Annotated in this window: 16 protein-coding genes; 9 read left to right on the top strand and 7 right to left on the bottom strand. The window is 70.8% G+C overall.

The window, feature by feature from the left end; all coding sequences use genetic code 11:
- Positions 1 to 20: 20 nt before the first annotated feature.
- Both fxsT and KOI35_RS30690 read left to right on the top strand, forming a co-directional pair.
- Positions 21 to 3,404: an FxSxx-COOH system tetratricopeptide repeat protein gene (gene fxsT, locus KOI35_RS30695; RefSeq protein ID WP_215792151.1), complete on the top strand. Its 3,384-nt coding sequence runs from the start codon at positions 21 to 23 to the stop codon at positions 3,402 to 3,404.
- Positions 3,405 to 3,762: 358 nt separating this feature from the next.
- On the top strand, positions 3,763 to 4,941 hold the full coding sequence (locus tag KOI35_RS30690) for an effector-associated domain 2-containing protein (RefSeq protein WP_215792150.1): 1,179 nt from the start codon (positions 3,763 to 3,765) through the stop codon (positions 4,939 to 4,941).
- Here KOI35_RS30690 and KOI35_RS47775 read toward each other — a convergent pair.
- Positions 4,910 to 6,655: an HEXXH motif domain-containing protein gene (locus KOI35_RS47775; protein WP_215792149.1), complete on the bottom strand. Its 1,746-nt coding sequence runs from the start codon at positions 6,653 to 6,655 to the stop codon at positions 4,910 to 4,912. The genes KOI35_RS30690 and KOI35_RS47775 overlap by 32 nt on opposite strands.
- 151 nt (positions 6,656 to 6,806) lie before the next feature.
- Between KOI35_RS47775 and KOI35_RS30680 the strand changes: the two genes are divergently transcribed.
- Positions 6,807 to 7,844: a calcium-binding protein gene (locus tag KOI35_RS30680; protein ID WP_215792148.1), complete on the top strand. Its 1,038-nt coding sequence runs from the start codon at positions 6,807 to 6,809 to the stop codon at positions 7,842 to 7,844.
- Here KOI35_RS30680 and KOI35_RS30675 read toward each other — a convergent pair.
- Genes KOI35_RS30675 through KOI35_RS30665 form a run of 3 tightly spaced genes read right to left on the bottom strand, consistent with a single transcriptional unit; the run spans position 7,815 to position 10,242 of the window.
- Positions 7,815 to 9,356: an MFS transporter gene (locus KOI35_RS30675; RefSeq protein ID WP_215792147.1), complete on the bottom strand. Its 1,542-nt coding sequence runs from the start codon at positions 9,354 to 9,356 to the stop codon at positions 7,815 to 7,817. The genes KOI35_RS30680 and KOI35_RS30675 overlap by 30 nt on opposite strands.
- The gene (locus KOI35_RS30670; RefSeq protein WP_215792146.1) at positions 9,346 to 10,038 is read right to left on the bottom strand and encodes an LppX_LprAFG lipoprotein; all 693 of its coding nucleotides are present in this window, start codon (positions 10,036 to 10,038) and stop codon (positions 9,346 to 9,348) included. The genes KOI35_RS30675 and KOI35_RS30670 overlap by 11 nt, the downstream gene beginning before the upstream one ends.
- Positions 10,039 to 10,047: 9 nt before the next feature.
- Positions 10,048 to 10,242 (bottom strand): nuclear transport factor 2 family protein, encoded by a 195-nt coding sequence (locus KOI35_RS30665; protein WP_215792145.1) that lies wholly within the window; start codon positions 10,240 to 10,242, stop codon positions 10,048 to 10,050.
- 22 nt (positions 10,243 to 10,264) lie between these two features.
- Here KOI35_RS30665 and KOI35_RS30660 point away from each other — a divergent pair, with 22 nt between their 5' ends.
- The 4 genes from KOI35_RS30660 to KOI35_RS30640 all read left to right on the top strand — a co-directional run bounded on the left by KOI35_RS30660 (position 10,265) and on the right by KOI35_RS30640 (position 15,881).
- Positions 10,265 to 11,173, top strand: coding sequence for an NAD(P)/FAD-dependent oxidoreductase (locus KOI35_RS30660; RefSeq protein ID WP_369076860.1), 909 nt, complete (start codon positions 10,265 to 10,267; stop codon positions 11,171 to 11,173).
- A gap of 79 nt (positions 11,174 to 11,252) precedes the next feature.
- Positions 11,253 to 12,464 carry a sarcosine oxidase subunit beta family protein gene (locus KOI35_RS30655; RefSeq protein ID WP_215792143.1) on the top strand — a complete coding sequence of 404 codons (1,212 nt, stop codon included), beginning with the start codon at positions 11,253 to 11,255 and terminating at the stop codon, positions 12,462 to 12,464.
- A 14-nt stretch (positions 12,465 to 12,478) separates the two neighbouring features.
- Positions 12,479 to 15,403: a sarcosine oxidase subunit delta gene (locus tag KOI35_RS30645; protein WP_308121224.1), complete on the top strand. Its 2,925-nt coding sequence runs from the start codon at positions 12,479 to 12,481 to the stop codon at positions 15,401 to 15,403.
- A complete protein-coding gene (locus KOI35_RS30640; protein WP_215792142.1) occupies positions 15,396 to 15,881 on the top strand; it encodes a sarcosine oxidase subunit gamma in 486 nt (161 codons plus the stop codon). Before KOI35_RS30645 ends, KOI35_RS30640 begins: the two co-directional genes overlap by 8 nt.
- A gap of 58 nt (positions 15,882 to 15,939) precedes the next feature.
- Here the strand turns inward: KOI35_RS30640 and KOI35_RS30635 are convergent, their stop codons facing one another.
- From KOI35_RS30635 to KOI35_RS30625, 3 genes are read right to left on the bottom strand one after another with little or no spacing between them, the layout of a single operon-like run.
- The gene (locus KOI35_RS30635) at positions 15,940 to 17,025 is read right to left on the bottom strand and encodes a hypothetical protein (protein ID WP_215792141.1); all 1,086 of its coding nucleotides are present in this window, start codon (positions 17,023 to 17,025) and stop codon (positions 15,940 to 15,942) included.
- Entirely contained in the window at positions 17,022 to 18,077 is a 1,056-nt protein-coding gene (locus KOI35_RS47770) for a helix-turn-helix transcriptional regulator (protein WP_246614051.1), read from the bottom strand. The genes KOI35_RS30635 and KOI35_RS47770 overlap by 4 nt, the downstream gene beginning before the upstream one ends.
- Positions 18,074 to 18,292 (bottom strand): response regulator transcription factor, encoded by a 219-nt coding sequence (locus KOI35_RS30625; protein WP_246614050.1) that lies wholly within the window; start codon positions 18,290 to 18,292, stop codon positions 18,074 to 18,076. Before KOI35_RS30625 ends, KOI35_RS47770 begins: the two co-directional genes overlap by 4 nt.
- Positions 18,293 to 18,430: 138 nt before the next feature.
- On the opposite strand from KOI35_RS30625, the gene KOI35_RS30620 reads away from it, so the two are divergent.
- On the top strand, positions 18,431 to 18,646 hold the full coding sequence (locus KOI35_RS30620) for an LLM class flavin-dependent oxidoreductase (protein ID WP_215792140.1): 216 nt from the start codon (positions 18,431 to 18,433) through the stop codon (positions 18,644 to 18,646).
- A 150-nt stretch (positions 18,647 to 18,796) separates the two neighbouring features.
- A complete protein-coding gene (locus tag KOI35_RS30615) occupies positions 18,797 to 19,411 on the top strand; it encodes an LLM class flavin-dependent oxidoreductase (RefSeq protein WP_215792139.1) in 615 nt (204 codons plus the stop codon).
- Positions 19,412 to 20,318 lie beyond the last annotated feature (907 nt).

Here is a 20,318-nt window from a genome sequence, read left to right as displayed (position 1 = left end):
GGCGCACTAGGCTCGGGCGGGTGACGCGCGACGGCAGAAGAGACGCGGCGGGGGAACTCCGCAACGCCATCGTTGATGCTCTCGGGGCCGTGTCGTTCGTGGACCGCCTGCCCGATCGTCGCCTGATGATCAACCTCCTGCGTGCCGAGGTCAGCGACTTTCCCGACGTGCCGGAACGTGACGAGGCGCGGCTGCACGTGATCGCGATAGTGGTGGCCTGTATGGCGACGCGAGGCGGTCTCAGATCGTTGCGGGCGGTGCTGGCCCTGATGGCGCCCCAGGCCCCGGGCACGCGCCGGGTCGACGAACTGGTCCGATCGGCCACTCTCGACAGCCTTCTGCTGGAGAACGAGAGACATCGCACGCACACCTTGCTCGAGCGGGCCGGGAAAGCCCCCAGTGGCAACGGCGGGTGGCGCGCGGCCGCAGGGGATGTTCTTTCGTCGGCGCCCGACGCGTTGAGTCTCGTGCAGGCGTTCGACTATGCTGCGGCCCGCCAGCACGAGCGGCACGGCGTTCTCGCCGGTCTGATCCTGATCGATCGGGTGGCGGCCCAGCTGGACGGCACGCTCCGTGTCGAGATGATCAGTCTGACCGAGCACGTCGCCGAGCGCCTGGAGGTTACTGAGCGGCTGGTGGCCGCACGGCCGGGGAGCACCCGACCCGTGGTCGAGCCGAGCCCCGCCGTCCCTGAGAAAGCCGAGCCGGCTGAGGCAGTCGATGGTCCCGAGGCCCGCGACGCGCCGACGGTGGAGCCTGACCCACAAGATCCCTTGGCGGTCGGGGATGATTCTTCGGAAAAGTCCGATTTACCCGATACAGTAATTGGTGCAGAAGCCGATACTGAGGTCCTCAGCGACGCAGAGATTGGAGAGGGCATGTCTCCCGTCGCCGAGTCCCGGCGCTCACAGGGCAGGCTTCCGCAGGTGTGGGGCGACGTGCCTCAGCGGAATCAGGAGTTCACCGGCCGGGAGGAACTGCTCTCGCGGCTGCACCATGAGCTGGAGGCGGTCGGCGAGACCGCGGTGCTTCCGAAACCTATTCACGGTATGGGTGGGGTCGGCAAGTCGCAGATCGCCATCGAGTACGTCCACAAGCACAGCGGTGAATACGATCTGGTGTGGTGGGTGCCGTCCGAGCATATCGGCCAGATCCAGACCTCCCTGACCAGCCTGGCGCAACGGCTCAACCTCGATGTGAGCCCAGAGGCGAACAGTGCCGTGCGCGCGGTCAAGGAAGCTCTGAGCACCGGGAAGACCGGCTATCACGACTGGCTGCTGGTCTTCGACAATGCCGAGGACCCGGCCCAGGTCCGGGAGTTCTTTCCGACCGGCGGGGCGGGCAAGATCATCATTACCTCCCGCAATCCGGAGTGGGGCCGCGGCGCCCTCCCGATCGAGGTCGATACCTTCGAGCGGGACGAGAGCGTGCGGTTCCTGACCAATCGGAACCCGAACCTGTCTCAGTTCGACGCCGACCGGCTGGCCGAGGCCCTGGGTGACCTGCCGCTGGCGATCGAGCAGGCCGCGGCCTGGCACCAGACGACCGCGATGCCCGTGCCGGAATATCTCGAGCTCCTCGAGAACAAGCGTCTCGAGCTGTTCGATCAGGAGCCGCCGCCGGACTACCGGCTGACGGTCCGGGCCGCGTGGAAACTCTCGCTCGAGCAGTTGCGCGAGGTCAACCTGGGCGCTCTCCAACTCCTCCAGGTCTGCTCCTACTTCGCGCCCGAGCCGATCTCGCGCAAGCTTTTCGCCGGTTCACCCACGGCACCGATCTCCGACGAGCTCGACGCCACGCTGAGCGACACGTTCCGGTTGAGCCGGGCCATCCGTGACATCCAGCGATACGCCCTGGCCAAGATCGACCACCGCCACAACACACTGCAGATCCACCGCCTGATCCGGCTGGTTCTCGACGACAGCATGGACGAGGAGCAGAAGCTCCAGATGCGGCACGGCGCGCACACCATGCTGGCCAACAACAACCCGCTGAACCCCAGCCGCAGCGAGGAATGGCCTCGGTACGGCTCGCTGCGCCCGCATGTCGACGCCTCCCGCGCGGTCGAATCGCAAGACCCCCGCGTGCAGGAACTCGTTGCGGGCATCGCGCGCTATCTCTATTACTGGGGCGATCATCAGGGCAGCGAGCAGCTGTCCGCGGAATCTCTCGGATACCGGCGGATCGACCGCGGGCCGAACGATCCGCACACTCTGCGACTCGCCAAGTGGGTCGGTTGGATGTACTTCACCAACGGCAAGCTGGCTGAGGCCCGGCAGCTGAACGCCGACACCTTGGCTCGCTACCGTGAGCACTTCGGCGAGGAGGACGAGGGCACGCTGGACGCCATGTGGGTGGTCGCGGGGGATATGCGCGCGGCCGGCGACTTCCAGGCTGCACTCGAGCTCGACCAGAAGGCGGTCGAGACGGGCCGGCGGGTGCTCGGCGACGACGACCCGGCCTACCTCGACGGGGCCCACAACATGGGTGTCACCCTGCGGCTGCTCGGGCGTTTCACCGACGCCCTCAAGCTCGACACCGTGACCTGGGAGAAGCGCAAGGTCGTGCGGGGCAACGACGACTCGGCGACGATGAACACCCGCAACGGGATGCTCATCGACATGCGTGAGTCCGGCCAATACATCGAGGCCTGCCAGCTGGAGGAAAAGCTCTACGCCGAGCACCTTGCCCTGTTTCAGAAGGATGCGCCGGCGACACTTCTGGTGGCCCGGACGCTGGCTGTCATGCGACGCAAGGCGGGCGACCACCCCAGTGCCCTCAAGCTCAATCAGGACACCTTTGAGCGCTACCGCGACCGGTACGACGAGAACTATCCGAACACCATCGCGACTGCCCTCAACCTGGCCGTCGACCTCCGGCACGCGGGCGACCTCGGCGCATCCCGCGAACTCAGCGAATGGACCGTCAGGAAGTATCACAAGATCTTCGGTCCGCGTCACGTCTTCACTTTGTCGGCCCGGATCAACCTGGCAATCGTGCTGCGGCACCAGAATGAGATCGGTGCCGCGTACGAGCACAACCGTGAATGCGTGGAGATCCTGACGGACACGCTGGGCCCGGCCCACCCGATCACGTTGGTCGCGGAGACCAACCTCGCCACCACTCTGGCTGACCGAGGGGACTTCTCCGCGGCCTTCGAGCTCGACACCGATACCCTGGCGCGATCGGAGCGAGCGCTGGGCGTCGAACACCCGTCCACCCTCGCCTGCAGTGTCAACGTCGCTCTCGACCTGCGCGGACTGGACCGGGTGGCCGAGGCCGACAAGATCCTCGCCGACACGATGATGCGGCTGCGGCGCGTGCTGGGCGAACGTCACCCGGCGACCCTGAACGCGTTGCAGAATGTGCGTGCCGACTGCGACGCCGACCCGATGCCTATCTGATCCGAGCCGCGGTCGACCCCGGCCACCGCGTGCGGTCAGTCGACCCGGCCGGGAGGTCCGCCATTGCCGATGTTGAGCCGAGGCCGGGCGACCTGTTCCAGCAGTCGCGACATCGACTCGTTCAGCAGCTCGGGGTCGGTGGAGCGAAGCATGCCCAGAGAGACCTCCGACAGATCGACGAGCTCAGTCTCGACGTCCTGAGAAGATTGATCCACCGGGTGGTTCCCCTCTCATCCGTGCAGCGGGCCACGCCGCCCGGTTGATGTATCGAACCACGCCAGTCTTCCACATCGTTCGTGATTCACCGCCGGACAAACTGCGGACAGTGTCTTGCCGCTCACTGACTACAGTGGCGTTCGTGGGTAACGGAAACGGAGCCGACGGCCCGGCCGTCGCGCTCGTCACGGCCTTGCCGGTCGAGTGCGCGGCGGCCCGGCAGATGCTGGACGACCCGGTCGAGCGCCGGGTTGCGGGCGACCCCAACCACTACGTGACCGGCACGGTTCCGAGCAGCGATCCGCGACGCCCCCATCGGGTCGTGGTCGCCCTGCAGGCCCGGGACGGCACCCGCAACGCCGCCGCCATCTGCACCGACCTCGCGCGCAGCTTCCCGGGCCTCGAGGTCTTCCTGATGTGCGGCATCGCCGCCGGCGTGCCCGGACCGTCCGGGATGCGGCTGGGTGACCTGGTCGTCGCGACCAAGGGCATCGTCGACTACGCCCACGTGCGGGCCGTCGACGGCACGGCGACCCTGCGCCGGCACCTGGACGGGCTCTCCACCGTGCTGCTGCGGGCCGACCGGGAGATCCAGGTCGCCGAGCACGCGGGTCACGAGCGGTGGCGGGACGCGTTGTCCGAGCGGCGACCGGACGACGGCGATGTCACGGTGCATCGGGGCGCCATCGGCAGCGCCGACATCCTGCTGCGCGACGCCGTTCTGCGGGACGGTCTGGCCGCCCGCTACGACCTGTGCGCCTTCGAGATGGAGGGCAGCGGGATCGCCGTCGGCGCCGAGCTTCATGACCGGCGCTGGTTCATGGTCCGCGGTATCTCCGATCTGGCCGATGCGGCCAAAGCCGACGGCTGGCACCGGTACGCGTCGGCCGTGGCCGCGGCCTACTCCCGTGCCCTGCTCACCGTCTGCGCCCCGACGGGCCGGGACGCCGCCCCGACGGGCCGGGACGCCGCCCCGACGGGCCGGGACGCCGCCCCCACGGGCCGGGACGCCGCCCCGCTGTCCGCCGCGAACGGTCTGGAGACCATCGTGGATGCTCTGCTCGGACTGCGGCTGTTCCGCGACGACCACCAGCGCCGCGAGGTCATCGACCAGTTGCCGGATTACATCCGCTCGGCCGTGCCGGACAATCCGGCGGCCCGGCTGCACGTGCTGGCCCTGGTGCGCACCTGCGAAGACTTCGAGGACGACGGGCGGGACGCGCTGGTCGGCGCGATCCGGATCGCACTGGGGTCGAGCTCACCGGAGTTCCGGCGGGTCAGCGACATCGTCACGGCGAACTGGCCGCGCCCGCGGCGCTGATCCATTCCGCCAGCGCCGCCGGATCACCGCTCCCGCCCAGCTCCAGGTGGACGGCCCGGACCAGGGCCGGATCGCCGGTCAGGGCGACCCGCGCCGGCCCGTCGGTGACGAGGGCGAGCCCGGTCCACGCGTCCAGGTCGGCCGGGTCGGCGGCGATGCGGGCCCGGAAACCGGTCCGGGCCGCCTCCCGATCGCCCAGAACCAGGGCCATCTCGGCCGGGTCGGTGCCCGGGCCGGGTTCGAGCCGCCGGCCTCGGGCCCGGGCCACCACCGCGCGCCGGATGAGCGCCAGCCGGTGCCGTGACCACAGGCTCGCGTCGCCCTTGACCACGTCGCCGGATCGGGTTCGGACCGCGTCGTGTCCGCCCGACCAGGCCTCGGCGAGGGCCCGCACCGCCTCCGGATCGGGGCGCAGATGACGGATCCGCCAGCCCGCCCGATGCGCCTCGAGGGCCAGGCGGGCCGCCGCGAACGGGTGGGACTCCCAGGATCCGATCCGCCGGCGCAGCCCGTCGAGCAGTTGGACGCCCGCGTCGGTCAAGCGGCCGGACCGGGCGGCGGTCCCGATCGCCTGGACCGCCTGGCCGCGGGTGAACGCGTACTCGAAGGCCGCCACCTCCCGGTCGAGTTCGGTGTCGGCGGCCCGCTCGCCGTGCCAGAAGCCGGCGATCGCCGTGAACGCGTAGATGCCCTGCACCAGACCGGGCAGCGGTCGCGGATCGTCGCGCCACGGCGCGTACAGCGTCGCCTGATCCGAGTCGGACTCGAGGTCGATCAGGTGCAGCAGCCCGCCCAGCTGGATGTGGGCGAACTCGTGGACCAGGGCCACCGCCAGCGTCACCGGGTCGGCCGGACGCGACACCAGCAGCGCGCCGAACGCCTCGCCGGTGGAGGCGCTCCGCCCGCTCGCGTCGTCGTCCGGGGGCAGCGGGTTGACCGAGGTCAGGCCGGCCGCCATGGCCTCGGCCGTGTTCCGGTGGCGGCGGCACAGCACCAGCCAGGCCCCGTCTAACAGGCGGGTCCAGGCGGCCGTCTCGTCGTCGGTGAGCCGTTCCGGCGCGACCGGTTCGGCCAGCTCACGGAACGGGTCGAGGTCGTCCAGGGCCACCGACAGCACCGGGCCGCTCCCGCACCGGATGCGGCGCAGCGGCCACCACCCCGCCGTGGAGCCGTCGGCCTCCACCTCACGGTCGCCGTGTCGCAGAGTGATCCGCCCGCCGGCCACCGAGGCCTCGGCCACGGCCCACCGGCCCGCCCCCGGGAAGCAGGCCATGCCCAGGCCGGGCAGCATCACCCGCCCGTCGCGCAGCGGCACCGGCACGCTCAGGTCGATGCCGCTGCGCTGCGCCGCGACCACCGCGAGGGCGAACAGCACGCCGGCATCGATCCACAGAGGCGCGTCGGACGGGGCGAATCCATGCAGGCGGCGCAGCATGTACGCCGTCCAGGAGCCGACCGACGGGAGCAGCAGGACCTGCCGGAAGGCGTCAGGGTCGATGGCCTCGGCCGTCTCGAGAGCCGCCACGGCGTCGCCCACCGGGGGCAACGGTCCGAGAGCGCCGGGCCGGTCGTCGAGCGCGTCGATGACCGAGTTGAGCAGCAGCAGCCGGCGGCTCCGCTCGGACTGCCAGAGATCCGCGACGATCTCATGGTCGGGCCGTCCCTGAAACAGCAGCTCCAGCCGATCACGACGGATCAGGTGATTCGCCGGCACGTTGAGAAGCCCCCCGTCACGGATTCAGCAACTTGCGAACACTGTAAGCCACCGACGTCTGTCCGTCAGTTTCCGGCGAGAGCGATGAACCGCACCGGTTCGAGCGCCGTGGTGGCGGTGTCAGACGTCGGCTGGTGGAGGGGAACAGGCAATGCGGAAGTCGATGACGGTCCTCACCGTGGCTCTGGTCGCGGTGGGTGGCAGCGTGCTGGCCGCGGGAACAGCGTCCGCGGCGGTGGCCGCGTGCCCGGTGCGGGCGACGATCTATGGCACCACGGCGTCCGAAAAGATCGTGGGGACGCCGGGTAACGACGTGATCTGTGCCGGGGCGGGCAACGACACGATCGAGGGCAACGGGGGCGACGACAAGATCTACGGCGGGCCCGGCAACGACACGATCACCACGCTGGGCGGGCGGGACACCGTGTTCGGCGGGTCGGGGAGCGACACCATCGTGACCGGTGCGGGGAACGACCTGGTCTACGGGGACAACCCAACTACCGGGCTACGCGACCGGACGGATACCGGCGCTGACGGGCCGGATGTGATCAACGGGGGTGTCGGCGGCGACTCGATCGACGGGGGCGGCGGGAACGACGTCATCAACAGTGGAGGCATCGGCAGCAAGTCGATTGCCAGCGCGAACATCGTGCACGGGGGCGCCGGCAACGACGTCATCATTTCGGACTTCCGGTTCCCGGGTGGCTTCGAGTGGTTCTACGGCGACGCCGGATCCGACCTTCTCTATCCCAACCCGATCCGGCTCAACCCGCTGGGCAACCTGGCGATCGGGGGCGGCGGCAACGACGTCATCGTGCTGCTCAACGGTCTGCCCGACGGGGCGCATCAGGGGGACGTCGGCACCAGCGTCAAGTTCCCGCTCGGCAAGCTGTGCAGTGTGACCGTGCCGCTGCCGGACGATCCGGCGCCCGGCGACCACGGCAAGCTCAGCTGCAAGCTGCCGGTCAACATCAAGATCCCGGGTCTGGTCAACGGCCTGTCGCTGAGCACCAGCGTCAACGCCAACGGCAAGAAGACGACCGACGTGAGCGTCAAGCCGGGACCGGCGCTGGCCACCGTTCAGGCGTTGCAGCAGATGGCGAAGGGCAACTTCCCGTCCGAGCAGTGCCTGTGCGACCCGAAGCTGCCGGGGTGGGTGTCAATGCTGGGCGACACCGTCTACAGCTGACGCGGGACGACCGCCCAGGAGCAGACCGAGCAGGGCGCCCACGGCGCACAGGACGGCCGTGATCAGGAAGATCTCGCGGTACTCGGTCTGCAGGGCGGTCTTCAGCGCCACCTCGTAGACGGCGAGCCGGGCCTGATATTCGGCCGGCTCGACGCCGAACGGCAGCGGGGTGTCGAGGGTCGCGGTCAGCGCCCGGAACCGGTGCAGACCCCACGCGGTGAGGGCCGCGACCCCGATCAGCATGCCGACCATGCGGGACACGACGGCGGCGGCCGAGGCGACACCGTGGCGGTCGGCCGGTGTCACGCGCAGCACGGCGGCCGAGAGCGGCGCGATGACCAGGCCGAGACCGAGTCCGGCCAGCACGAGGTCGGCGTCGAGGCGGGGCAGGAAGCCGGCGTAGCGGGCGGCGAGGACGTCGAGGGGCCAGTACGCGATCAGTGCGTACGCGAAACCGGCGGTCAGCAGGCCGATCAGGGTGACCACCCGCTCGCCCAGACGCGCGAGCACGACGCCACCGAGCACGGCCCCGATCGGGAGCGCGATCAGGAAACGGGAGAGCAGCAGCGTGCCGCCGAACGCGTCCTTGCCGAGCAGGGTCTGCGCGACCAGCTGCACGTCGACCAGCGTGACCATCAGGGCCGCGCCGGTGCAGAAGCTCGCCCCGAGCGCGGCCAGGAACGGTTTCATCCGTACGCCGTCCGGGTCGAACAGCTTGGTGCGGGCGCGGCGTTCCCACAGCGCGAAGAGCACCAGGACGACGACGGCCGCGCCCAGGGTCGCCGGGCCCCACGAGGGCAGGACCGCGTTCTCGGGATCCGGGTTGTAGAGGCCGACGACCAGCAGACCCAGTCCGAGGGCGAGCAGAATGCCGCCGGGCACGTCGACGCCGGACCGTGGGCGAGGCTCGGTCTCGCGAGGCCCGGTCTCGCGAGGCAAGGCGGTCAGGACGGCGACGATGGCCACCGCGGCCAGGGGGATGTTGATCCAGAAGATGCCCCGCCAGCCGATCAGCGCCGCGACCGCCCCGCCGTAGAGCGGCCCGAGCACGCTGCCCAGTTCCTGAGCGGCGCCGACCGAGCCGAGGGCGACGGCCCGGCGACGCTGTTCGGTCCAGAGGTCACCGGCCAGGGCCATGGTGACCGGCAGCAGCGCGCCGCCGGCCAGCCCCTGCAGAGCGCGGCCGGCCACCAGCCAGTGGATCGACTCGCCGGAGGCCGCGGTGATCGCCGAACCGGCCGCGAAGCCGGCCAGGCAGGCGACGATGACGGCGCGGCGGCCGAGCCGGTCGGACAGCGAACCGAGCAGCGGCATGCCCGCCACGTAGCCGAGCAGGAAGCCGGTGACGATCGGGGTGGCGCGTTCCAGCCGGTTGAGCGGGATGTGCAGGTCACCCAGGATGTCGGTCAGGACGGTGACCACGACGTACGCGTCGAGGGCGGCCAGCAGCACGGCGGCGCCCCCGACGCTGATCGCCAGGCGGCGCCGGGCCAGAACAGCGCTAGGGAGCACTGATCGTCACCGGCACGTCGAAGTCCTTGAACGTCACCGTGACGGTGCCCCCGGTCAGCGTGAAGGTGGCCTTGAGGAGGCGCTTGTCCGCGGCCGCGATCCAGTACTTCGCGGGGATGTCACCGGTGAGGCCGGGGATCAGGCCGGCCAGGTTGTCACCGTTGTTGGTGGCCGCGACCCGCCAGGCGTCCTTGCCGTCGACCGGTTCCGACGCCTCGGTGGTCGCCCCGTACGAGGTCAGCAGCACCCGCGCGATGCCCCGCTCGGGGTCGAGGATGGCCGACGGGTCGTAGACGTTGGAGGCGAGGGTGAGCGGCAGCGTCTGGAATCCGCCGGTCGGGCCCTTGATGTGGATCTTGTCGCCGAGGATGACGAACTCGAGCTCGACGGTCGAGCCGGCCTGGTCGAGCTGCGCGGTGCCCTTGGCGCTGCCCTCCTTGGTCAGCGTGCCGTCGGCGCGGCGCAGCGCGAGCCCGGCGATCTCGCCCTCGGCAGTGATCAGGAACTGGGTGGTCTTGATCTCGCGCATCGCCGCCGCGGAATCTTTCACCAGCGTGTCACCGGCCGGCAGGGCGGCCGCCGGTGTCGTGTTCGCGCTGCTCTCGTCCTTGCTGCCGGACGTGCAGGCGGCCAGGGAGAGCAGAGCAGCGGACAGCGCTAGGAGGGCGCGAAGTCGGGGCATACGCGCATGCTAGACGGGCCCGCAAGAGATACCGGCCCCGAGGAGCAGACCGAGCTCGTCGGATACCGCCCGCACCTCGGTGATCCGGCCGCCGGCCACGGTGAACAAATCGATCACCGAGGCCTCGAGCGTGTTGCCGGAGGCCGGCACCGGCCCGATCCGCGAGCCCAGCGACCCGGTGTGGCGGTCGAGATCGAGGCTCATCAGGGCACTATCGCAGAGCCGGCTGGGTAAGGTCACGATCATGGACGTCGTTGTCGTAGGGGCGGGAATCGCCGGGCTGTCGTGCGCCCGGGCGCTGACCGAGGGCGGGGCCCGCGTCCGGGTCGTCGAGCGGGGCCGGGTGGTCGGCGGGCGGCTGGCCAGCAAGCGCTTCGAGGGCCGGTACGCCGACATCGGCGCCGCCTACTTCGTGGCCGACGATCCGGCCTTCACCGCCCAGGTGACCTCGTGGGAGTCGCGGGGGCTGGCCCGGCCGTGGACCGACACTTTCCGGGTCCATCCCGGGGGCGAGTCGTCGACCGGGCCGATGCGATGGGCCGCGTCCGGCGGGCTGCGATCGCTGGCGGTTGACCTGGCACAAGGTCTTGACGTACGGCTGGAAACGCCGCTGGCCGAGGTGCCCGAGGATGCCGACGCCGTCGTGCTGGCCATGCCGGGTCCCCAGGCCGTACGCCTCGGCCCGCCCCCGGCCATCGTCGCCGCCGCGGAGGCGCAGGCGTGGCAGCCGGTGATCGCCGCCGTGCTGACCTACCCGGCGCGCGCGTGGGACGAATTCCACGGCGCCTTCGTCAACGACCACTCCGTGCTGGCCACGATCTGCGACGACGGTGACCGCCGCGGCGACGGCGCTCCGGTTCTGGTCGCCCACTCGACGCCCGCTCTGGCCGCCCAGCACCTGGACGATCCCGGGGCGGCCGGCCCGATCCTGGCCGGGGCGGTCGGCGAGCTGTTCGGACTGGCGGAGCAGCCGCAGGTCCACGTGCACCGCTGGACCTATGCCCAGCCGGGGTCAGCCGACGCCCCGTACGCGGTCGATGGTCGGGTCTGGCTCTGCGGTGACGCCTTCGGGCGGCCCCGGGTGCAGACCGCCTGGCTCTCCGGACGCGCCGTGGCGCAGGCTCTGCTCGGCTGATCATCCATCTTGTCGGGGGTCGCCGATATCATCGCGGAAATGCTGCAGCCCACCCTCGACGACGAGCGGAAGGTGGCCGATGACCCTCCCCGACCATCCCGACTTCCTGTGGCGCAACCCGGAACCCAGACGGTCGTACGACGTCGTCATCGTCGGTGGTGGTGGGCACGGCCTGGCCACCGCGCACTACCTGGCCCAGAATCACGGGATCACCGACGTGGCCGTGCTCGAGAAGGGCTGGCTGGCCGGCGGCAACATGGCCCGCAACACCACGCTGATCCGCTCCAACTACCTCTGGGACGAGAGCGCCGCCATCTACGAGCACGCGCTCAAGCTGTGGGAGGGGCTCGAGGCCGATCTGGACTACCCGATCCTGTTCAGCCAGCGCGGCGTGCTCAACCTCGCGCACAACCTGCAGGACGTGCGCGACAGCGTCCGGCGGGTCGAGGCCAACCGGCTCAACGGGATCGACGCCGAGTGGCTCACCCCGGACGAGGTCCGCAAGATCTGCCCGATCGTCAACACGTCGGCCGACATCCGCTATCCGGTGCACGGCGCCACCTATCAGCCGCGGGCCGGCATCGCCAAGCACGACTACGTCGCCTGGGGGTTCGCCCGGCGCATCGACCAGGCGGGCGGCGACCTGATCCAGGACTGCGAGGTCACCGGCTTCACCACGGCGGGCGACCGGGTCACCGGCGTACGGACGACCCGGGGTGACATCGCGGCCGGCCGGGTGCTGCTGTGCGCGGCCGGGCACACCACGGTGCTGACCGACATGCTGGGTTTCCGCGTGCCGATCCAGAGCCACCCGTTGCAGGCCCTGGTCTCCGAGCTGCTGGAGCCGGTGCACCCGACCATCGTCATGTCGAACGCGGTGCACGTCTACGTCTCCCAGGCGCACAAGGGCGAGCTGGTGATGGGGGCCGGGGTCGACTCGTACAACGGTTACGGCCAGCGCGGCGCCTTCCACATCATCGAACGGCAGATGGCGGCCGCGGTCGAGCTGTTCCCGGTGTTCGCGCGGGCGCATCTGTTGCGCAGCTGGGCCGGCATCGTCGACGTCAGTCCGGACGCGTCACCGGTGGCCGGGCGTACGCCGTACGAAAACCTGTTCCTGAACTGTGGCTGGGGGACCGGTGGTTTCAAGGCCACGCCCGGGATCGGCTGGTGCCTGGCCGAGACCGTGGCCACCGGCGAGCCGCATCCGTACGTGGCTCCGTTCGCCCTCGACCGCTTCGTCAGCGGTGCCCTCGTCGACGAGCACGGCGCCGCCGCCGTCGCCCACTGAGCCCGGAGGCTGCCGTGCAACTCATCGAATGCCCCTGGTGCGGCCCCCGCGAGGAGGTCGAGTTCCACTACGGCGGACAGGCCGGTGTGCCCTACCCGGCCGACCCGTCCGCGCTGTCCGACGAGGAATGGGCGCACTACGTCTTCTTCCGCGACAACCGTAAGGGCCGGTTCGCCGAGCGCTGGAATCATTCCGCGGGGTGCCGGCGCTGGTTCAACGCGGTCCGCGACACGGCCACATACAAATTCGAAAAACCAGGTTTCCGTACGCCGTCAGGCGGCCGCATCGACCGCAGTCGCACCCTCACCTTCACCTTCGGGGGCGAGACGTTCACCGGTCATCCCGGCGACACCCTGGCCTCGGCGTTGCTGGCCGCGGGCCGCCACACCATCGCCACCAGCGTCAAGCTCGGCCGTCCACGCGGCATCACCGCCGCCGGGGCCGAGGACTCGGGCGGCCTGGTCCAGATCGAGGAGCCGTTCCCCGATCCGATGCAGCTCGCCGCCACCGTCGAGCTCTACGACGGACTGTCGGCGCGCGGCCTGGCCGGTCAGGGCCGGTTGGCCGACGTGCCCGACTCGGCCCGTTACGACGCCAAGCACCACCACGTCGACCTGCTCGTCGTCGGGGCCGGACCGGCCGGACTGATCGCCGCCCTCGAAGCATCCCGGGCCGGCGACCGTGTCGCGCTGGTCGACGAGCAGTCCGAGGCCGGCGGCTCGCTGCTGTCCGGTCAGGACGATGGCTGGGTCGCCGGTGCCGTCGCCGAGCTGGCCGGCAACCCGGATGTCCTGCATCTGCAGCGCACCACCGCCTTCGGCGCCTACGACGACGGTTTCGTGCTGGCCGTCGAACGCCGCACCGACCACCTCGGCGCGGCCGCCCCCAAGAACATCTCCCGCCAGCGGGTCTGGCGGCTGCGGGCGAAACAGGTCGTGGTCGCGACCGGCGCCCACGAGCGCCCGATCGTCTTCGCCGACAACGACCGTCCCGGCATCATGCTGGCCGGGGCCGCCCGCACGTTCCTCAACCGCTACGGCGTCCGGCCCGGGCGCGAGGCGGTCGTCTTCACCACCAACGACAGCGCGTACGACGCCGCCTTCGATCTGCACCGGGCGGGCGTCCACATCCCGGTGATCGTCGACGCGCGCCCGGAGGTGCCCCGGGCCGACGAGTGCGCGGCGGCCGGGATCAGGCTCCTCACCGGAGCAACGGTGACCGGGACCAGAGGCGACGACCGGATCACCCACGCGATTGTCGACGGCGAGTCCGTTCCGTGCGACGTGCTGCTGGTCAGCGGCGGCTGGAACCCGGCCGTGCACCTGTTCAGCCAGGCCGGCGGGAAACTGCGCTACGACGAGACCCTGGGCGCGTTCGTGCCGGGGGAGCGGCTCGACGGGCTGACCGTGGTCGGGGCCGCGGCCGGCGAGATCGAGGCCACGCCGCTGGTGCTGTGGCGGGTGCCCGGCCCGTCCGACCGCCAGTTCGTCGACCTGCAACGGGACGCGACGGTGGCCGACATCGAGCGCGCGGTCGGCGCCGGCATGCGCTCGCTCGAGCACATCAAGCGCTATACGACCATCGGCACCGCGCACGACCAGGGCAAGACCTCCGGCGTGCTGACCTCCGGCATTGTCGCCGAGCTGCTCGGCGTCCCGCTGACCGCGACCGGGACCACGACGTTCCGCCCGCCGTACACGCCGGTCGCCTTCGCCGCGCTGGCCGGGCGCGACCGGGGCCGGCTGTTCGACCCCGAGCGTTACACCGCGCTGCACGACTGGCACGTCGCCGCGGGCGCCGTCTTCGAAGACGTCGGCCAGTGGAAGCGCCCGCGCTACTACCCGCGCCCGGGCGAGGAGATGGAGACCGCGGTGCTGCGCGAGTGCGCCGCGGCCCGGACGGGCGTCGCGATGATCGACGGGTCCACCCTGGGCAAGATCGACGTCCACGGCCCGGACGCGGCCGTCCTGCTCGACCGCCTCTACACCAATCTGATCAGCAGCCTGAAGCCCGGCATGGTCCGCTACGGCGTGATGTGCGGGGTCGACGGCATGGTGATCGACGACGGCACGGTGATGCGCCTGGCCGACGACCGTTTCCTGGTGCTCACCACGACTGGTGGCGCGGCCAAGATCCTGGACTGGATGGAGGAGTGGCTGCAGACCGAGTGGCCCGAGTTGCGGGTGCACCTGACCTCGGTGACCGAGCAGTGGGCCACCTTCCCGGTCGTCGGCCCGCGCTCGCGCGACGTCATCGGTGCCCTGTTCCCCGGCGTCGACGTCTCGAAGGAGGCGTTCCCGTTCATGGCGCTTCGTGACACCGAGCTCGACGGGGTCCCGATCCGGCTCGCCCGGATCAGCTTCTCGGGCGAGCTGGCCTACGAGGTCTACGTCAATCCGTGGTACGCGGTCGCGGTCTGGGAGCGTCTGCTCGAGGCCGGCCGCCCGTACGGCATCACGACGTACGGCACCGAGACGATGCACGTGCTGCGGGCCGAGAAGGGCTACCCGATCATCGGACAGGACACCGACGGCACGGTGACCCCGCACGATCTGGGTCTGGCCTGGGCGGTGTCGAAGAAGAAACCGGACTTCATCGGCAAGAGATCCTTTTCCCGTACGGTCAACGTGGACCCGATGCGCAAACAGCTCGTCGGTCTGCTGCCCACCGACCGGGGAACCGTGCTTCCGGAAGGCTCGCAGATCATCGAGTTCCAGCCCGACGGCGCCCGCCCCGCCCCGCCGGTGCCGATGCTGGGCCACGTGACCTCGAGCTACCGCAGCGCCGAACTCGGCCGACCGTTCGCACTGGCCCTGGTCAAGGGCGGCCGCGAGCGGATCGGCGACACCCTGCACGTCCCGGTCGGCGACACGCTGGTGCCGGTCGAGGTGACCGGCCCGGTGCTGGTCGATCCGGAAGGAACCCGCCGCGATGGCTGAGCCGACGCTGTCCCGCACCCACCCACTCGAAGCCTGGACGGCCGCGTTCGAGGCACTGCCCCCGGCCGTGCGCATCACCGCCGAGCCGTACGTCCCGATGTTCGACGTGCGCGGGGTGACGGCCGAGCCGAACACGTGGATCGAGGTGGACGGCGGGCGTGCGGTCTGGCTCGGACCGGACGAGTCGCTGTACCTCGGGGCCACGCCGCCACCGGACGCGGCGGTCACCGACGTCTCGGCCCAGCGGATCGCCCTGCGGCTGACCGGCGGCCACGTGCGCGACGTGCTGGCCCAGGGCTGCGCGATCGACCTGCACCCCCGGGTCTTCGGCCGGGGTCGCAGCGCGGTCACCACGCTCGGTCAGGCCGGGATCGTCCTGCTCGCCCTGGGCGACGACGACTTCCTGGTGCTGGTCCGCTCGTCGTTCGCCGGCTACCTCGCCGACTGGCTGCTCGACGCGACCCTCGAGTTCACCTGAGCCTGAGCAACAAAGGACGGGCAGCCCAGGTGCGGCTGCCCGTCCTCCCCCGTTGCGATCAAAGACAAGAGGCGCACACGCCGGGCGGGTTGTCCGGGTCGGGGACCGCCCAGTTGCTGACCAGACGCTTGGTCACGCGCGGATCGGTGGTGCTGATCGGGACGAGGCGGTAGCGGTCCGGCTGCGGCTTGGTGACCCGCCAGCACTCGTCGTGCTCGCCGTAGAGGTCGTTTCCCTGGGCCCGGATGCCCGAGGTGATGCAGAGCGCCACCGTGTTCTCGTTGACCTGGGCGCCCTTTTCGAGGGGGTACTGGCCCATGTCCCACGGCGGCATCACGATGCCCCGGTCGGCCCAGTACCGCACCACGTGCAGGGTCAGCCACTCGTTCTCGTCACACGCACCGGTGTCGACCGCCATCCAGACGTCGAAACCGTTGACATTGCGGTCCGACGGGCCGGCGAACATGTCGCTGACCGAGATGAAGTGGCAGATCTGTTCGTACGGGGAAAGCTCCTGGACCGGACCGTCGATCGGGGTGTCCTTGGTGACGGTGGGCGCCCCGGGCGGATAGGTCGTGAACGGCGAGACGAGACAGTTGGCCGTGCAGACCGGTGCGGTCGGTGGCCGGCCGGTCGGGTAGGTGCTCAGCGGCGCGGTGACCAGCGGATCGGTCAGCGCGACGGCCGGGAAGCTGGTGACCAGGTGGTCGTCACCGGTGCGCCTCGGCTTGACACAGGCCACGTTGCGGGCCCGTACCTCGCCGTTCTGTTCGGTCAGCCCGGTGCTGACACAGAGCGCGGCGACGTCCGGCTCGATCCGGCCCGTACGGGAAAAGGAAGTGGTCCCCGACGTCTTGACCTGCCACGGCGTGCTCATCGAGGCGACCGTGGCCCCGTCCCGCACGTGATATTGGGTGATCGCCAGGGTCGCGGCGCCCCGCCCGGGCGCGCAGGGCTTCGACCGGCCCTTCAGGGTGACGTCGAACCACGGCTCCCACCGGGTCGAGTCGGGCCGGTAGACACCGCGCACGCTGTCGAACGTGACGGTGGCGCATCCCGGCGCCTCCGCGGCTGCGGCCGGTGCCGACACCGCGACGGTCGCCATCACCAGCGCCGCTAGTACGGCGGCTAGACGTTTTCTCATGAGGCCTGATCCTGATCGGAGTGATGGTGGTAGGGCGGGCTGGCGGCACCGATCGCCCCCAGCGCGAGCCCGAGTTGGAACCTGTTCTCCACGCCGAGCCGGTCCATCAGCCCGCGCAGAACGTTCGTGACCGACCGGGCGCTGATCCGCAGCTGCACGGCCGCCGTCGTGTCGGTGTGCCCGAGCGCCAGCAGGTCGACCACGGCCTGCTCCCGCGTGCTGAGCCGGATCGGGAGCACCGCGCCGACGGCCGGATCGCTGGCCCGCTGCCAGTGCTTCTCGAACAGCTCGGCCAGCTCCAGCACCACCTGCGGGTGGCTCACCTCGACATAGCCGCGCTCGATCCGCTCCGGATCGGCCGGCAGCAGCGCGACCGCCCGGTCCAGCACGATCAGCTTGACCGGCACGTCGAGCGACTCCCGCACCTGGTAGGCCGGGTGCAGCGACTCCTGCGGGCTGAGCGTGTCCTGGTCGGCCGGCGGCACCCCGAGCACCCGCATCCGGGTGGCCTGCGCGATCAGCTGCCGGTCGAACGCGGCTCCGGTGCGGGCCGACTCGGCGTCGAACGCCTGCTCCGGGTTGATCGTGAGTGTCTCGCGCCGGCCGCGCAGCAGTTCGCCGTACCGCTGCCGGGTCAGCTCCCGCGTCGGCAGATAGCGCACCTGCTCGGTCAGCTGGCCCCCGAACGCCGGCATCAGGATCGGCAGCGCCCCCAGCCGTGCGCGCAGGCTCTCGACGACCCAGCGATGGGTCTCGGCCACGGCCCGCTGGTCGATCAGCCGCACCCGGTGCCGCCGCAGTGCCGCGATCGCCACGTCAGGGGCCAGGGCACACCATTTTCCCGTACGGGCGTCGACCGCGCCCCACACCTGAAGTGCGGCCAGCGCCTCGTCGACCCGGCGCACCGGCATCGCCAGTTCGGCACTCAGCTCCCGCCGCGTCCGCGGCCCGAACGTGGCCAGCGTGCGATACACCAGGTCGGCGTCCGGGGACGCGCCCCAGCGCACCAGCGACGGCACCGCCGAGCCGATCCGGAGCGGGATCACGGTCATTCGTGCTCCTGGCCCAGCAGCCCCAGCGCCAGCCCCAGCTGAAACCGGTTGTCGACGCCGAGCCGGTCCATCAGACCGCGGACCAGGCCGGTCACCGTCCGCGGGCTGATCCCGAGACGATCGGCCGCCTCCTGATCGGTGTGCCCCTGCGAGAGGAGCGCGACGAGTTCACGCTCGCGGTTCGACAGGGTGATCCTGGGCAACTCGAACTCCAACGTGGATTCGTGGGCGCCTGTTACGGCCGATCGACCGCACTCAATCACACCGCCGCACGCGCAAGCCAGGAACAGGCCGCCCGGCCACCCCGGATTGCGTAATCCCGCAAGATCAAATTCCGGAGGTAGTGTCCGGCCATGACCATCGAGATCGGTGTCATCCTGCCGACGTCCACCCCCGACCCCGGCCGGCCGATCCTCGGCGACGTCACCGCCGGCGCCCGCCTCGCCGAAGAGCTGGGCCTCGATTCGATCTGGTCCACCGACCACCTGGTGGCCAGCGCCCCGATCCTCGACGGCACCATCGTCCTGGCCACCGCGGCCGGCGCGACCGAGCGGATCCCCTTGGGCTAAAGGCCTGTTTCATGACTGAGGCGGGGCTACGGAGGGGCCCAGATCCCGCCTGGCGGCGTCCCGCGAAAGCCCGGTTCCAACACCGGGAGCCGGACTTCCACGGGCCACCACCAGACGAAATCTGGACCCCGCCTCACTCCCACCCCAGTTATGAAACAGGCCTTGGGCGTCATGCTGCTGGCTCTGCGCCCGGTGGCGTGGGCCGCCAAGCAGATCGGTTCGCTCCAGCAGGTCTCCGGCAACCGCCTGATCCTGGGCGTCGGCACCGGCAACCCGGCGCACGGCGACCGGGCGTGGCGCGCCGCCGGCGTCTCGTTCACCGACCGCGGAGCCCGCACCGACGAGGCGCTGCGCCTGCTGCCCAGCCTCGTCGGCGGCGAGCCCACCACGTTGGGCGACGACTTGTCGGTGACGCTGTCGCCGGGCGCGCCGATGCCTCCCGTCATGATCGCCGGCAACGGTCGCCGGGCCCTGCGCCGCGCCGCCGACTTCGGCGACAGCTGGGCCGCCATGGCCATCACACCGGCCGAGGTGACCGAGGGCCTGGCCAAGCTGACCGGCCTGGCCGCCGAACGAAACCGCCCCCGCCCCGGCGTAACGGTGGTCGGCCCGCCACTCGACACCACCGACCCGTCCCGCGCCGCCGACCAGCTGGCCGCCTACGCCGACGCCGGCACCGACCGCGTCGTGCTGGCCCCCACCGGCCCCGACTGGCGGCGGGACTACGAGTTCGCCGCTGCCGTCCGCGCGGCGATCCGGGCTTGAACCTGCCGCCAGTGATCCGACCCGGTCGCACTCGTCGATCCGGGTGGTGGGGGCGCACGTCGTGGCGGCCGTCTGAGCCGTGGGCTCGGCGCGCCGGGTGCCCTCGAACGGAACGGCCTTGCTGCCGACACGGCAGGGAGGTGTCGCTACTCGTCTCCCGTTACCGTCCAGCTTGCGCCTTTCTGTTGTTCCCAGCCTTGGCGGTGGTGCGCGGGCCATTCCCCTCACCTGTTCCTCGGAGGCGGCCCGGCAACGGTGCCGACGCTGGATTGCGGGTGCCCGGCAGGCACGAAAGGCCGAAGCGCCACTGGGCGGCCCGGCAACGGTGCCGACGCTGGATTGCGGGTGCCCGGCAGGCACGAAAGGCCGAAGCGCCACTAGGCGGCCCGGCAACGGTGCCGACGCTGGATTGCGGGTGCCCGGCAGGCACGAAAGGCCGAAGCGCCACTGGGGCTACCCGGAACCGCAGGATCACGCCGTCCGCGTGGGTTCGAAGGCCGATCTCAACCGTCGGCTTGCTCAGCCGGGCTGGACCGACGCGAAGGGCGTCCGCACGAATGATCCCGATCAGCTGGTGATCGCCCGGCGTATTTCGTGAGGATTCGCCGCCGACGGCTCGAGGAGATGTCTGCCGCTTCCGGCTGGTCCGGGCCCGTTGACCGCGGCCGGACGGCTCGACGCGGCCGCGCGGGCCGAGCTGCACACGCGGCCGGCCGAGCTGTGCGTTGGGTGGCCGACGCGGACGCGCCGACGGGTGGCTCATGGTGATGACGCCGGCGCGCGGACACGGGTCACTTGATCCGACTCGTCAGCTCGCGGCAACGGCCGGCGGGAAGTAGGTCGCAGACCGAGGTGTGGCCGCTCACCGTGACCCTCACGGGTGGCCGGCCCACCCTGCGCACTCGAC

It is taken from the genome of Paractinoplanes bogorensis (assembly GCF_018829635.1).
GTDB classification, from domain to species: domain Bacteria; phylum Actinomycetota; class Actinomycetes; order Mycobacteriales; family Micromonosporaceae; genus Actinoplanes; species Actinoplanes bogorensis.
This window is presented reverse-complemented; position numbering and strand designations above follow the sequence as displayed.

Excerpts from the sequence above, each read along its gene's own strand:
- KOI35_RS30655 (WP_215792143.1), top strand. The coding sequence starts at position 11,253 with ATGACCCTCCCCGACCATCCCGACTTCCTGTGGCGCAACCCGGAACCC.
- KOI35_RS30670 (WP_215792146.1), bottom strand. The coding sequence starts at position 10,038 with ATGCCCCGACTTCGCGCCCTCCTAGCGCTGTCCGCTGCTCTGCTCTCC.
- KOI35_RS30615 (WP_215792139.1), top strand. The coding sequence starts at position 18,797 with ATGAAACAGGCCTTGGGCGTCATGCTGCTGGCTCTGCGCCCGGTGGCG.
- KOI35_RS30680 (WP_215792148.1), top strand. The coding sequence starts at position 6,807 with ATGCGGAAGTCGATGACGGTCCTCACCGTGGCTCTGGTCGCGGTGGGT.
- KOI35_RS30640 (WP_215792142.1), top strand. The coding sequence starts at position 15,396 with ATGGCTGAGCCGACGCTGTCCCGCACCCACCCACTCGAAGCCTGGACG.
- KOI35_RS47770 (WP_246614051.1), bottom strand. The coding sequence starts at position 18,077 with ATGACCGTGATCCCGCTCCGGATCGGCTCGGCGGTGCCGTCGCTGGTG.
- KOI35_RS30635 (WP_215792141.1), bottom strand. The coding sequence starts at position 17,025 with ATGAGAAAACGTCTAGCCGCCGTACTAGCGGCGCTGGTGATGGCGACC.
- KOI35_RS30620 (WP_215792140.1), top strand. The coding sequence starts at position 18,431 with ATGACCATCGAGATCGGTGTCATCCTGCCGACGTCCACCCCCGACCCC.
- KOI35_RS30665 (WP_215792145.1), bottom strand. The coding sequence starts at position 10,242 with ATGAGCCTCGATCTCGACCGCCACACCGGGTCGCTGGGCTCGCGGATC.